Raw genomic sequence first — 14,264 nt, forward strand, 5'->3', positions numbered from 1 at the left:
GGAGGATTGGCATGGAGACGCGCAAATGGAAAATCGGCACGCAGCTTGCCGGGCTGTTGACGCTTGCACGGGGACGGATAGCGGCGGCAAGCATCTTGATTGCGGCGGTGCTTGGCATCTACATTATGCGGCTCGGCTGGCTGCAGCTTATCGAGCCGCATCGTCCCGTGCAGGGGGGCGTGCATACGCTTCTGCAGCGTTCCATTATACAGCGGGAACGAGGCATCGTGCTCGATGACGGCCGGGGGGCGATCCTGGATCGCAGCGGCCGTCCCTACACGGGAGTGGCCGTGCAGGCCGCCGTTCTGTTCCCCGTTCATCGTGATTCGATACCATCCGAAGCGGTGCGCACGCTGGCACTCTGGTTCCATACGACGGAGCGAGACGTGCGGGCGCGTTGGGAGAGCGTTACCGAACCGCTCGTATGGCCTTCGTCCCGGGACAGCAAGCTGCCCCATCCGCTCACGCCGGAGCAATCCCGGAGGCTGAATGCTTCCGGCTGGGACGGGGTGCGCTCCCTTCCGATCACGACAAGGTATCCGTTCGGCAAGAATACGCCGCAATGGATCGGCTTTGTCGCGCAATCCGCCGGGGAGCAAGCCAAAGGCGGGATGTCCGGGACGAGCGGAATGTCAGGCCTGGAGCGGTCGTTCGAGCCTCTGCTCCGGAGCCTCGGTCCGACGATTCTCGTCCATTATACCGACGCGGATCAGCGTCCGCTGTATGGTCTCGATATTCGGATCCGGCGCCCGGACAATCCGTATTATCCGCTGCAGCTTGTCACGACGGCAGATCGCGAGATCGAGGCTGCCATCGGGGTAGCCGCGGATGAAGCGGGGATGACGAAGGGCTCTGTCGTCGTGCTCGATGCGGCGACGCGCGATGTCGTAGCGATGGTGTCCCGCCCGGCCGCCGATCCGAACCATGTGATGCCCGAGCAGGGGGCCTGGAATAACCGGGCGCTCAAAGCGCTGCCCCCGGGTTCCGTGTATAAGCTGTTCATCGCAGCTGCCGCGCTCGAAGCCCAAGTCACGGATCCGCAAGAGCAATTCCATTGCAGCGGCGAGTATGGCAAATACGGTTTATCCTGCTGGCTTAAAGACGGGCACGGAACATTGACGCTCCGCGAGGCGTTGGCGGAATCCTGCAATGTCGTCTTCGCCGAGCTTGCCGAACGGATGAGCCCCGCCGGGCTGGAGGCGTTCGCCAAGCGTGCAGGTCTGGCAGGCATTGTCGGCATGAGCTCTTCGGATGGGCGCGGGCATAATGAGTTGAAGCATTTTGATGGAGAGGAGGCGAGCCGGATATTTGCGGCGGGAGAGGAAAATGGAATGATTGACGGGGGAGAGAGGGCGCAGCTTGGCATCGGTCAGCGCAATGTGCGTCTTACGCCGTTGGCGGCTGCCAATTATGTCGCAACGCTGCTTCAGGACGGAGCGGCAGGAGAGCCTCGTCTCGTCCAGGAGCTCCGCTATGCGAACGGGCTTTCTTTCGCCCGCTTCGCTGCCGGAATAGGAGGCGAACGGGTGATGAAGCCGCAGACGGCAAGACAGGTGCGCCATTGGATGGAGGATACCGTCGCCTATGGAACGGGGCAGTCGCTTCGTCAAGCGACCTGGCGGCTGGCGGGCAAGAGCGGAACCGCGCAGGCCGATGCTTATGGAAGCGGGCGGCTGCATACATGGTTCGTCGGCTATGGTCCGGCCGAGAAGCCCAAATATGCGGTGAGCGTCGTCTTTGAGGATGAGCCCGCCGGGCCCTCCCACCGGGCAACCGCCTTGTTCGGCAAAGTCATGGATCTGCTCGCCGAGCATGAGAATTCCGGCTTGCCGCGCCGCAGCACGCGGTAACCGCCTGTTCAGGCTTGTCCGCGCGGCAGCGGCTGCGTGCCGGCAGGAAAATTATTTATTGTCCGAATCCCGCACGGTTCCGTCATTCGCATCCGGTCCTTCCGGGAAAGGGTAGGCATCGAACTCTTCTTTTGGTATACGAATCCATCTATTCAAATACCCTTGATCATAGAGAGCCTTGACCAAGATAAGAAGAATAGGGGAGAGGACGACCCCGACGACACCAAATAACGACAAAGACAATATCATAAAGGAAAGCATCGTAAACGCAGACACGCCTAACGTATTGCCCGTAATTTTCGGATCTAATATTTGACGGGTAATCAGCGTGACGCCCAAAACGACCGTGAGCCAAATGGCGAGCCAACTGTTCCCTGCGATGAACAAGTATACAATCCACGGAATAAAGATGACCGGAACGCCAAGCAGCGGCAGCAGATCGAACACAGCGGACAAGAGTCCGATCAGAAACGCATTGCTCACGCCAAGAAGCAGCAGCGAGATGAAAATGATGCCGAATGTAATCGAGATCAGCTTCAGCTGTGCTTTCAAATAGGCAGCGATCCCTTTAATAACATTTTCCTTCAGAAATGTATACGCATGCCGAAATGTTTTGGGCGTATGCGTGCGCGCGGCTCTTTTCCACGTATCGATCTCGATGCTGAGGAAGTATGCCAGTATAATCGCGATGCCGAAATTGACGGTGAACGCCGAGAAGGAGGAAACATTATTGATAATCCAGCTTAAAAAATCGAGCGCGATTTGCGAGCCTTTCTTCGCGATCGTTCCGACATATTCATTCAGGCGCGTCGTCATGTCTTCGGGGAGCGCCTCGTATTTCTGATGAAGGAACGCGGTAATGTTCGCAAATTCCTTCTGAAGGACTTCAATATATTTAGGCAATCTCTGTTGGAGTTCAATCGCCTGCTTCATCACAATGAAGCCAAGACCAAAAATAGCGCCCAAAATGAGCAAAATAAACAGCCCTACCGACAGGGCGGAAGCGATCGCCTTGTTGACGCCGCGTCGATGGAGAAATCCGGCTAGCGGTTCAATAAGCATGTACACAATGAAGGCAAGGAAAATAGGCTTGGCGATGGAATACAGATAACTGAAGCTATACATGATAAGGTAGATCGTCAGTATGAGCAGTCCAATGTCAAAAGCCGTTCTCCAATATTTGCGGTAAAACGCGATCATAAAATAACTCCTTTTCTCCCTATTCTTTGCTTGGATCTCATTGTACACGAAAATGAATTCCAGTGCCTATTCTTTCATGATATGTTACAATAAACTTATCGCCTCACAGGGGTATAGATATAAGAATGAAACGGGGAAATTGGGATGGAAATCATTTTATTATGGTGCTTTTACATCCTGACGTTTTATGCGTTTCTACCAGGTATCATCAGCCGATTATTCGGTTTCCGCGTGTTCCAAAAGGGCAGATCGGATTCGAAGCTGGCGCTGACGTTCGATGACGGGCCAGATCCCGAATATACGCCGCAGCTGCTGGATCTATTGAAGAAATACAACGCCAAGGCAACCTTCTTTGTCGTTGGCATACACGCGGAGAAGGACCCCGAATTGCTGAAGCGAATGAGCGATGAGGGGCATTTGATTGGCATCCATAACTACGTCCATAAATCCAACTGGCTGATGCGTCCGAAAACGGTGAAACAGCAAATTCGCAAAACGTCGGATATCATTATGTCCGCTACTGGACAACAATCTCACTATTATCGTCCTCCGTGGGGGATTGTCAATTTATTTGATTATGGAAATCTCGGTCATCTTCAAATTATACTCTGGTCCGGCATGTTCAACGATTGGCGGAAGAAGGTCGGCGAGGAGCGGCTGTTCCGGCGCATGCTGAAGCGCTGCCGGGGTGGAGAGGTTCTGCTCCTGCACGATTGCGGCCATACGCTTGGTGCCGATAAGGAAGCTCCGGGCATCATGATGAAGGCATTGGAGCGGTTTTTGAAGGAAGCGGCAGAGCGCGAGCTGTCCTGCGTTCGCGTAGATGAGCTGATCAAGGAGACCGAGAAGGAGAAGATCAACAATCCTTCCTGGTTGAAGCGCGGCATTATCAGCGGCTGGCTTCTATATGAGAAGGCGTTCCATGTGCTGTACGGTCTCCAGACGACGAATCGCCAAGATCCGGTGTTTCATTTCCGGGTCCGCCCGTATCATGGGCAGACGCTTCAATTGGATGACGGCATCGAATTGAAGCGGGACGATGAGATACTGGAGCTTCATTTCGATAACAAGCGGCTGTACGAGATTGGCCGGCGTTCGCGGTCACCCGTCCAGCTTGCAATACAGATGATACGCGCTGTAGAGAAATCGCTGCCGGAGCTTGCGGATTATATTATGGATCATCCGGAGCTGAAGGCGAATGTGAAGGCGTTGTACGGCGTAAGCATGATCCATCGGGGACCAGAGCAATTCGGGTTCACCGTGCGGGAGCTGCCGCGAGGCTTATTTTCCTGGTGTACGCGCCAATATTTGCGTCTGCTGATGAGCGTCATTCATCCTCAAGGGAAGATGAGACTGAGAGAACACTCGGAGCAGATGGTGCCCAAAGTGATGGCCATGTCCGTCGAGACGCTGCTTACCCGCTATGGCAAGTCACGCAAGCCGGTAATGGAGCCTCAGCCGGAGCGAATGATCATTTTAGATCAAGGAATGGAAAAAGCAACGCATTATTTGTAATTTTTTAGATAATAAGATAACAACGATGCCGCCCCATTCTATTGGAATTACATAACAATAACGGGGCTTCTTTTTTTGTTTCTGTTTTTGAACAGGGAATGCAAGGTTTATGCAAAAAAGTGAAAGAACATGCAAATGAACGCCAGTGGTGGATTTTTGTGAAATTTGTCTTCTCTAAGATGGACATTTTGACGAAAAATGCGACTATCCTCCGTACTCGGCATGCCGAAAACCGCGCGCTTCCCGGACTTTTCTACTACAATTGATAAAAAAAAGTTATCGTCATAAAACCACAAACTTTCAAATTAAAAAGCATAAAGGGATTTACAAAACCGAAATTATAAAGTAGTATTATGAAAAAATATTCGTTTCCTGCTTATGAAATGGGGGTTTTTTGCAAACTTATTTGACCAATGTTCTATAAAGCGTTAACGAACGTTTTTTACTCATCGCGATGATTTTTTATGTATACAACTTTATAACTACTTCTAGTTACAAAGGTTACAAAAAACATCAGAAATTGAACATCAGGGGGAGAATAAAGTGAAGAAAAGATTCAGCATCATGATGTGCCTGCTCCTGTCCTTGACGCTCGTGCTGTCCGCTTGCGGCGGAAGCGATAGCGGCAACGGCGATTCCGCAGGACAAACTCAAGAGTCACCTGGCGGAGATAACGGTGCAGACGGCGAGTTGGTCGCTGACGGCTTGATTCCGGCAACGGACAAGAGCAAGTCTCCAGCAACGGCGACAAACCGGACAGATACAGCTATCATCGGAATCACTGCACCAAGCGGCATCTTAAATCCGGTCTTTGCTGAATCTGCATATGATAAGTATGTGACACAAGCATTGTTCGCCGGCTTGCTTCAAATTAACAAAGATGGAACGTATTCCCCGGATTTGGCGGAAGAATACACCATTTCGGATGATAAGCTTACTTACACGTTCAAGCTGAAGGACGGCTTGAAGTTCAGCGATGGTTCCCCGTTGACGGCGGAAGATGTTGCATTTACATTAACCGTACTGCATGACAAGTCTTATGACGGTCCGACAGATATCGTCAAGGATGCAGCCATCAAGGGCGGCCAAGAATACAAAGACGGCAAAGCGACTTCCGTTGAAGGGATCAAGGTTATCGATCCGAGAACAATTGAAATCAATACGCTGGAGCCGCGTGCTCTCGCGCTGGGTGCCATCGGTGACGGAGGAGTTCTATCCAAGGAATACTATGGCAAGGATTACAAGCAAGGCGATCTGTCTTATATGAAAGATTTGTTCACGAAGCCGCTCGGCAACGGCGCTTACAAACTGGAGAAGTTCGTTCCGGGACAGGAAGCGGTATTGTCCGGGAACGAGAACTTCCATCTCGGCGCACCGAAGATTCCGAACCTGATCTTCAAATTTACGACAGACGAAACCAATGTGCAATTGCTGCAAACCGGTGAAACCGATATGGACATGGTTACCGTATCGAAAGACCAGGTAGAGCAGCTTCAGGAACTGGGCTTCCTGGACATCAACCTGTTCCGCACGAACGGTTACGGCTATATTGCCTTCAACCATAACAAAGAAATGTTCCAAGACAAGCGCGTTCGCCAAGCGCTGACTTACGGACTGGATCGCGAGCAAATCGTTGAGGCGGTCTACCAAGGCTATGCGGATGTCATTGACATTCCGCAATCGAAGGACTCTTGGTCTTACACGGATGAAGTAACGAAGTACGATTTCAATCTGGAAAAAGCGAAGCAATTGCTGGATGAAGCAGGCTGGACGGTAGGTGCCGACGGCATTCGCGAGAAGGATGGACAGAAGTTCAAGGTTACGTTCACCGCTTCTTCTCCGAACCCGGTCAATGATGCGATCATTCCGGTCGCCCAAGCGAACTGGAAAGAGCTCGGCATCGAGCTTACCGCAGAGCAAATGGACTTCAACGCTGTTGTCGAGAAGCGTAAAAAAGGCGACTTCGACATGTTGTTCATGGCATGGGGCTTGACTCCGGATCCGCAATCGATGGAGAACGTGTTCAAGACGGGCGGTTCCCAAAACGATATCGGCTATGCAAATTCGAAGATTGACGAGCTATTCGGTCAATCCGGCAAGGAAGTCGACGTTGAGAAGCGCAAGCCAATCTTCAAAGAAATCTACCAAGAGCTGAACGAAGACTTGCCTTACATCTATCTCTACCAACGTCGTGATATGTGGGCAACGAACGCGCGGATTCAAGGCTTCGATATGTCGCCATACCGCAACTTTACGTATGATTTGAGTACTATCCAAATTCAATAATTACTTCAAAGTGCTGCATACCGAATGCTCAGCCATCAGGCTGGGCATTCGGGCTTATTTCATGCTAGGAGGAATAATTATGAAACAATACGCCTTGCGGCGGCTGTTGCAGCTGATTCCGACCATTATCGGCGTGTCGATTCTGCTGTTCGCGGTCTTCGCGATGGCGCCGGGGAACTTCATTGATTCCAACCCGACGCTGTCGAAGGAGCGCGCAGCTGAGCTCAAAGCGATCCATGGCTTGGACAAGCCGCTCGTTGAACGTTATTTCACTTGGGCTGAAAATACGCTCAAAGGTGATCTCGGATTGTCATTGCAGCACAAACAGCCAGTCACCACAGTCCTTAACCGTTATATGTGGAACTCCTTTTTGATTGCCGCTATCGTGCTTGTGCTCAGTTGGGCTATTGCGATTGTAGTCGGCGTTTTTGCTGCGATCAAGCAGCACTCTTTCTTTGACGGCATGGTTACGCTGCTCGTCTTCGCGCTGATGTCGCTTCCGTCGTTCTTTGTCGGGTTATACGCCATCAAAGTGTTTGCCGTCGATTTGGCATGGGCGCCGGTCGGCGGGATGTACACGTCAGGCAGCAATGCGACAGGATTCGCGCGCTTCTGGGATCTGCTGCAGCATTTGGCGTTGCCTGTTGCCGTGCTGACGGCATTGAGCGTTGGCAGCTTGACCCGTTATTTCCGGACGAGCATGCTGGACGTAATCCGTCAGGACTTCATTCGGACAGCCCGCGCCAAAGGGCTGAGAGAACGTACCGTCATCTTCAAGCACGCGCTGCGGAACGCTCTGCTTCCTGCAATTACGCTGCTTGGGATTGAATTGCCAGGGCTGTTCTCCGGCGCCATTATTACGGAGAAAATCTTCAACTGGCCTGGTATCGGCCGCATTAATTTGGACGCAATCAATGCCCGTGACTACTTCCTGTTGATGGGCTTCACGATGTTCCTGGCTCTGCTGACGATGCTGGGGAATTTCTTAGCAGATTTACTTTACAGAGTCGCCGACCCTCGTGTCCGGATGAAGTAGAAAGGGGAGTTATTTGTGTCTCAAACGGTAGCTGAATCCGTTAAAGGAGCTAATGTGCGCCAGGCCAATCCGGCTTCCCCGTGGAAGCTGGCATTTAAACAACTGCTGAAAAACAAATTCGCGGTCACGGGAGCAATCGTCGTTGTACTTATGTTTATCGTCTGCTTCCTTGGACCGGTGGTGTCTCCTTATTCGCTGGAGACGATGAATATCCGCAACGGCAACAAGCCGCCTAACGCCTCACATTGGCTCGGCACGGACAATCTGGGCCGCGACATTCTGCTGCGTGTCATGCTGGCGGGCCGAGTCTCTCTGCTCGTAGGCCTCGTCGCCATGGCTATCTCAGTGACGCTGGGCAGCTTGATGGGTGCGCTTGCCGGTTACTATCGCGGATGGGTAGATTCAGTTATTATGCGTCTTGCCGACATTATGATGTCGATTCCAAGCTTGCCATTGCTGATTATTCTCGGCGCGATCTTGTCCGATATGAAGGTTCCGCCGGCGCAGCGGATATATCTCGTCATGTTTTTGCTCGGATTTATGGCGTGGCCGAACTTATCCCGTCTCGTACGCGGGCAAATCTTGATGCTGCGCGAACAAGAGTTTATGCAGGCGGCTGAAGTGCTTGGCCTGCGCGACCGACGTAAAATATTCCGCCATTTGCTGCCAAATACGGTACCGATCATCATTGTCGTAGCAACCTTGCTGGTAGGCAGCTCCATCTTGTACGAATCGGTATTGAGTTATTTGGGTCTCGGGGTCGTTCCGCCGACACCTTCATGGGGCAATATGATTTCGGCAGCGAACAATATGATAGAATTTAAGAAGCGGCCGTGGTTGTGGATACCGCCAGGGGTTTGTATTTTCTTGACGGTCATTGCCATCAACATCATCGGGGATGCCTTGCGTGACGTGCTCGATCCGAAAATGAAGAGGTAGGAGATACGATATGGCAAACAATTTGATCGAATTTCGCAATCTGCGGACGAATTTCTATACCAGTGGTGGCGTCGTGAAAGCGGTCAATGATGTCAGCTTCTCGATCAGAGAAGGCGAGACGCTGTGCGTTGTAGGCGAATCCGGCTGCGGCAAGAGCGTTACAGCCATGTCATTGATGCGTCTCGTCGCGCCTCCGGGGAAAATCGAAGGCGGAGAGATTATTTATAAAGGGCAAGACCTGCTGAAGATCAAAGAGCGTGAAATGCGTCAGATTCGGGGAAATGAAATCTCGATGATTTTCCAGGAACCGATGACATCGCTCAATCCGGTATTGAAAATCGGTGAACAGCTGGTTGAGCCGATTTTGCTGCACCGGGGCGGAACGAAGAAGGAAGCGCGCAAGCGGGCGATCGATCTGATCGATCTCGTGGGCATTCCGCGCGCAGAGCAAATCTTCGACGCCTACCCGCATGAGCTGAGCGGCGGCATGCGGCAGCGGATTATGATTGCGATGGCCTTGACCTGCGATCCGAAGCTGCTCATCGCCGACGAGCCGACGACAGCGCTGGACGTTACGATCCAGGCGCAGATTCTCGACCTGATGCGCAACATTAAGAGCGAGTTCAAGACGGCGATTATGCTGATTACACACGATCTCGGCGTCGTGGCCGAGATGGCCGATCATGTTGTCGTTATGTATGCCGGCAAAGTCATTGAAGAGGCGCCGGTCATCGAATTGTTCCAAAATCCGAAGCATCCGTATACCCAAGGGTTGCTGAAGGCGAAGCCGATTATCAATGAGCGCCGGGAACGGCTCTATACGATTCCAGGGCAAGTTCCGAACCCGGTTGAACTGGGCGAAAATTGTTATTTCAATGACCGTTGCGAGCATTGCATGGCGGTGTGCACGGAGAAGCAGCCGACGCTCAAGACCTATGAGAAAGGACATAAGGCGTCATGCTGGCTGTATGAGAAGGAGGGGAAAGCACAATGAGCCAACAAGCGTTACTCGAAGTTCAAGATCTAAAAAAATATTTCCCCATCCAGGGCGGTCTCTTCTCGCGGACGGTCGGACATGTGCGTGCGGTTGACGGAGTCAGCTTCACCCTGCAAAAAGGGGAAGCGCTCGGCTTGGTAGGCGAGTCCGGTTGCGGCAAGTCGACCACGGGACGGACGATTCTTCGCCTGCTTGACAAGACGGAAGGGAAAGTCATTTTTAAAGGCACTGATATTCATTCATTAAATAAAAAGCAATTGCGCGGCATGAGACCGCAAATGCAGCTTGTATTCCAGGACCCATACAGTTCCTTGAATCCCCGCATCAAGATCGGGGATGCGATTGGCGAACCGCTGCTCGATCACGGTCTCGCAAGCAAGAGCGATATTCGCGACCGCGTCAAAGAGATTTTGACGATTTGCGGCTTGGCTCCTTACCATATCGATCGCTATCCGCATGAATTCTCCGGCGGTCAGCGCCAGCGCATCGGAATTGCGCGCGCGCTAATCATGAATCCGGATTTCATCGTGGCGGACGAACCGGTATCTGCCCTGGACGTATCGATTCAGGCGCAGATCATTAACCTGCTGAGTGATTTGCAGGAACAAAAAGACTTGACTTACTTGTTCATTTCGCATGATTTGTCCGTTGTCGAACATTTGTGCAACCGAATTGGCGTTATGTACTTGGGCTCGCTTGTTGAAATGGCTCCTCGTGACGAGCTGTTCAAACGCCCGCTGCATCCGTACACGCAAGCGCTGCTGTCGGCGATCCCGATTCCGGATCCGACGCGCAAGTCGGAGCGGATCGTGCTGCAGGGCGACATTCCAAGCCCGGCCAATCCGCCAGCCGGATGCAAGTTCCATACGCGCTGCCCGTTTGCAAAGGATATTTGCAAGCAAGCCGTACCTGAATTCCGGGAAGTTGCCAGCGGACACCACGTAGCTTGTCATCTGGTCGAGTAGTCAAGTTGCAGTCATCATGGCATACACCTAACTTGGAAAGCAAAAGCGCGGATGCAACTCCGCGCTTTTATTGCGTATTCAGTTAAGTTAAGGGACAAGACTCCATTTCGACGCTAGATACAGCAGCGCGGCAGCCTCTTGGCGTGTCATCGCTTGCTTGGATTTATAATCTGCCGCTCCGTCGGCCGATAGGGTTACCTCAGGGCCGTAAAATTTTATGCCCACAATAAATGTGACCGCATCTTCCGCCCAAGCATCTGTATCTCCGGCCGTGGTGCCTTCGACCGGCTTGGCGCCCATGGACAGCATCACCTTTGCCACCGCTGCCTCTTGCCGGGTAATTTTCTCCTTCGGCCCGAATAATTGATCCGCAGGCGCTGTAATAAAGTCATATCCATGTCATCACCTGTTCCACAAATTCCGCTCTTGTCAGCGGCTCTTCCGCGCCAAAGGTTCCATCCGCTTTGCTCTGGACGACTCCCAACTGAGGCAAGCCATTGACGTATTCCTCATAAGGGTGATGATGCTCCCCGATATCTTTAAAACGCTGAGGCGTGCCGAGCTTCTCTACCCAGACGAGCGGATCGGTATTGGCGTACAGATACGCAATCGACCCGTCCGGATTGGCCTTGAAGGCAATTTTGCTGCCATGCTCATCTTCGACTAAGAGAGGCTCGTTTGGTTGGGCGGTTTGCTTGCGTCGGTGGTCGCATGAATTCGAGTAATAAGGTAGCTTATCCGCACATCCCGATAGACGCCTTCGAAGCGTCTCAGTTGGTCTGGCGTGAGCGTAATATAGGTTTGCTTTTCTTGCTCTTGCATCGGATAATACCCATCCATAAAAGCCACAAACAGCTTCTCGCGTAAATTTCCGGACTTATTATAAACGATAAATGCACCTGCATTTTGCTCCGGCAGCAGTCACATCCATGAATGGAAGCCGCGCGGCGCAGCACCGCCTTTTCCGATTACATATTGTCCGCTATAGGAATCCTGATAACTATATTCGAAGCCATACGCCATATTATCGTACTTATACACTTCACCGGGTGTTCGGGTGACGGTAGGCATCCAGCTTTTTACATGATCTTCGAGCTTCACTTCTACAGACAAATCATCTGAGATCGAATCTCCGACAGGGGGATCGAATCCGGTCGTATGCGTCAATAAATGCTCCATCGTGACGGGGGACCTCGTATTGTTCTTCATTTTGATATCCCCTAAATTTTAGAACATCCCGGTTTAACTCAATTTTCCCCTGCTCGTCAAGCTGCATTACCGCCGCTGCCGTGAAGACTTTGGACACCGATGCGATGCGGAACAAGGTTTTCTCAGGAGCGACCGGACTTTTTTTCTCTACGTTCGCATAACCATACCCTTTCTGCAACTGGACCTTTCCGTCTTTTACCAAGACAAATACCGCCTCCGGCACACCCGATGCTTTGACATCCTGTCTCGCGAAAAATTCATCAGCAAAGGCTTTACACGTCCTGAGCATTCATAGCTGGTTGTGACTTGCTCTTGCATGTTGAGCTTGCTGCTGAGGCCGATGCTTGAACCTGGGCAGCGCTTGGCGAAAGCGTGGAACTAGTAACACCCCGGCTAATAAGACCATTATTTTTTGCCGATAGCGTACCCTTTTCAAAATAAACTCTCCTTTCTCTGCTTCATAAGAGCTATCCTTTCCCAAGGATAACGTCATTGTATAATTCGAATCTGTCCCTGCGCTTTCACTTTCCTTACAATAAACTAACACGGTTCCCGCTTATTTTCTGATGCCAATGTCCGTAATGAGAACGGCGCCGGTCTCGGTTCGATCGAATTCATAGCTTACCTTGCGCAATAGCTGCGGGTTGAACTGAGTATTAACCTGAGCAAAGTCGCTTAATGGAAAGCCGTAATTCTGGTATACAGGCTCTGTGATATCACCGGAATTGGCAAAAGGCGCTTTCATCATTCTTTCAGTAATCTTACATTTGAAAAGCAAATGAAGACACGGAACTTGAAAAGAAAAAGCGCGGAGCGGATCCGCGCTTGAATGGCGTTATGGGCATCCTTCGGGCGAGGAAGAGCCCGGTATGATGAACGGCGTGTCAGGCTGAATATTGTCCGGCGAGCAGATGGCGGGAGACAATGTCTGATATGAATTCGATGAAGTCCCAGGCATCATTGACAGGCTCTGTCCGCACGAACTGCATGCCGCATGCTTCGGCCAGCCGCTTCGCATCCTCGCCGAGATCGTGATAGACCTCGACATTGTCTGTCAACGAGGTCAGCTCGCAGAGCATGACCGCTTGGCAGCCATGGCCGGCTGCTTGCCGGATGACGTCCTTCACATCCGGGCCGAGCCAGCGCTGGGGCGCGGGCAAGCCGCTCCGGTACGCGATGTCCCAGCGTCCGATCTCCGCCTCTTCCGCGATGAGACGGGCGAGGCGGCAATATTGGGCGATAAACGCAGTATGGGCCGAAGGCAAGCCGGGCTTGCTGTGCACGGTGAAGATGACCCGTGCTGCGGGCAAGCTGGCGGCAGGGAGCCAGCGATAAGCATCGCGCAGTCGGCGGGCGAGCAGCCGAATGAAGTCGGGATGCTCCTGCCAGTTCGCCACGGCGGTTACCCGGATAGGCGGATCCGCTCCATCTGCCGCACGCGCGGCTTCGAGCATATACATTCCGGTTCCGGCGCTGAAGGGGGACAGATGCAGCAGCGCCAGCCGGGAGATGCCGTCGGATGCCGCTTGCCGCACGGCTTCGGAGACGAAGGAAGGCGAGTGCTTGTAGCCGATATAGACGGGGACCGGGGCGCTGCAAAGCTGCCCGAGCCGCTGCGATATCGCTTCCGCCTGTCTCGCGGTAACGGCATAGAGCGGATCGCATGCCGCCGTCTGCCGATAACGGCTCACGCCTCGGGCCAAGGCGTCGGGGGAACAGCGGCCGCGCATAATATGCTCGTACAGCAGCGGCACATCATCGATCGAGCGGCAGGCGCCGTATGCGGTTAACAGGACGGCCTGCGCCGGCTTGCCTGCATCCGCTGATGCCGGCGGTTCAGGCGCAGCCCCCGCCACTGTCGGGCCGAACGGATCTCCAGCCACCAGCCGATCCTGCTCCATCTCAATCATGATCGGCTTCACCATCCTTCCATAAGTCCGGGTGAAGCCACGGAGAAAAAAATAAGCAAAGAAATAGGGTGGATACGGCAAAAAGGGGTATCTCATAAGGCTCATAGAGGCATTGTAAAATGATTGGGGTCGGCGGTTGGGCGGGGGGCGTGACGGGTCAACATCGAATGTGGGCAGGATAAACGGCGGCGGACAAAGCGGCAGCAGGTAAAATGGCGGCGGGTAAAGTGGCAGCGGATAGTGGAGGAGGCAGCGAAATCCTGCGTGAAAGCAGCAATTTTTGCTATTTGAGCCGCTATTTGCACTAGCCTTGCATAGAACCTGACATGAAAAAGACTTCATGCCCCTGATATGGGA

At 52.7% G+C, this 14,264-nt stretch carries 13 protein-coding genes; 7 read left to right on the plus strand and 6 right to left on the minus strand.

Annotated elements, in window-relative coordinates; translation table 11 throughout:
- The first annotated feature begins 11 nt into the window (after positions 1–11).
- Positions 12–1,850, plus strand: a complete 1,839-nt coding sequence (locus DQX05_RS27100) for a peptidoglycan D,D-transpeptidase FtsI family protein (RefSeq protein ID WP_119796408.1) — start codon at positions 12–14, stop codon at positions 1,848–1,850.
- Positions 1,851–1,901: 51 nt separating this feature from the next.
- Here DQX05_RS27100 and DQX05_RS27105 read toward each other — a convergent pair whose 3' ends face one another.
- Positions 1,902–3,050, minus strand: coding sequence for an AI-2E family transporter (locus DQX05_RS27105; RefSeq protein ID WP_119796409.1), 1,149 nt, complete (start codon positions 3,048–3,050; stop codon positions 1,902–1,904).
- A 144-nt stretch (positions 3,051–3,194) separates the two neighbouring features.
- Here DQX05_RS27105 and DQX05_RS27110 point away from each other — a divergent pair, with 144 nt between their 5' ends.
- The 6 genes from DQX05_RS27110 to DQX05_RS27135 all read left to right on the plus strand — a co-directional run bounded on the left by DQX05_RS27110 (position 3,195) and on the right by DQX05_RS27135 (position 10,788).
- A complete protein-coding gene (locus DQX05_RS27110; RefSeq protein ID WP_119796410.1) occupies positions 3,195–4,565 on the plus strand; it encodes a polysaccharide deacetylase family protein in 1,371 nt (456 codons plus the stop codon).
- Between the two features lie 543 nt (positions 4,566–5,108).
- Positions 5,109–6,851, plus strand: coding sequence for an ABC transporter substrate-binding protein (locus DQX05_RS27115; RefSeq protein WP_119796411.1), 1,743 nt, complete (start codon positions 5,109–5,111; stop codon positions 6,849–6,851).
- Between the two features lie 79 nt (positions 6,852–6,930).
- Positions 6,931–7,887 (plus strand): ABC transporter permease, encoded by a 957-nt coding sequence (locus DQX05_RS27120; RefSeq protein WP_119796412.1) that lies wholly within the window; start codon positions 6,931–6,933, stop codon positions 7,885–7,887.
- A gap of 15 nt (positions 7,888–7,902) precedes the next feature.
- Positions 7,903–8,826: an oligopeptide ABC transporter permease gene (gene opp4C, locus DQX05_RS27125; protein WP_119796413.1), complete on the plus strand. Its 924-nt coding sequence runs from the start codon at positions 7,903–7,905 to the stop codon at positions 8,824–8,826.
- 10 nt (positions 8,827–8,836) lie between these two features.
- Positions 8,837–9,820: an ABC transporter ATP-binding protein gene (locus tag DQX05_RS27130; RefSeq protein WP_119796414.1), complete on the plus strand. Its 984-nt coding sequence runs from the start codon at positions 8,837–8,839 to the stop codon at positions 9,818–9,820.
- Positions 9,817–10,788 carry an ABC transporter ATP-binding protein gene (locus DQX05_RS27135; RefSeq protein WP_087441591.1) on the plus strand — a complete coding sequence of 324 codons (972 nt, stop codon included), beginning with the start codon at positions 9,817–9,819 and terminating at the stop codon, positions 10,786–10,788. The genes DQX05_RS27130 and DQX05_RS27135 overlap by 4 nt, the downstream gene beginning before the upstream one ends.
- Before the next feature lie 87 nt (positions 10,789–10,875).
- Here DQX05_RS27135 and DQX05_RS27140 read toward each other — a convergent pair whose 3' ends face one another.
- From DQX05_RS27140 to DQX05_RS27170, 5 genes are all read right to left on the minus strand, one after another.
- On the minus strand, positions 10,876–11,109 hold the full coding sequence (locus DQX05_RS27140) for a hypothetical protein (protein WP_182914924.1): 234 nt from the start codon (positions 11,107–11,109) through the stop codon (positions 10,876–10,878).
- A 67-nt stretch (positions 11,110–11,176) separates the two neighbouring features.
- Positions 11,177–11,281 carry an S-layer homology domain-containing protein gene (locus DQX05_RS32615; protein WP_259392255.1) on the minus strand — a complete coding sequence of 35 codons (105 nt, stop codon included), beginning with the start codon at positions 11,279–11,281 and terminating at the stop codon, positions 11,177–11,179.
- 428 nt (positions 11,282–11,709) lie between these two features.
- Positions 11,710–11,997, minus strand: coding sequence for a serine hydrolase (locus tag DQX05_RS27150; RefSeq protein WP_119796416.1), 288 nt, complete (start codon positions 11,995–11,997; stop codon positions 11,710–11,712).
- Complete coding sequence (locus tag DQX05_RS27155) at positions 11,903–12,286, minus strand: serine hydrolase domain-containing protein (RefSeq protein ID WP_119796417.1); 384 nt, start codon at positions 12,284–12,286, stop codon at positions 11,903–11,905. The genes DQX05_RS27150 and DQX05_RS27155 overlap by 95 nt, the downstream gene beginning before the upstream one ends.
- A gap of 595 nt (positions 12,287–12,881) precedes the next feature.
- Positions 12,882–13,907, minus strand: coding sequence for a ferrochelatase (locus tag DQX05_RS27170; RefSeq protein ID WP_259392256.1), 1,026 nt, complete (start codon positions 13,905–13,907; stop codon positions 12,882–12,884).
- Positions 13,908–14,264: the final 357 nt, after the last annotated feature.

The organism is Paenibacillus thiaminolyticus (assembly GCF_003591545.1).
GTDB classification, from domain to species: Bacteria; Bacillota; Bacilli; order Paenibacillales; family Paenibacillaceae; genus Paenibacillus_B; species Paenibacillus_B thiaminolyticus_A.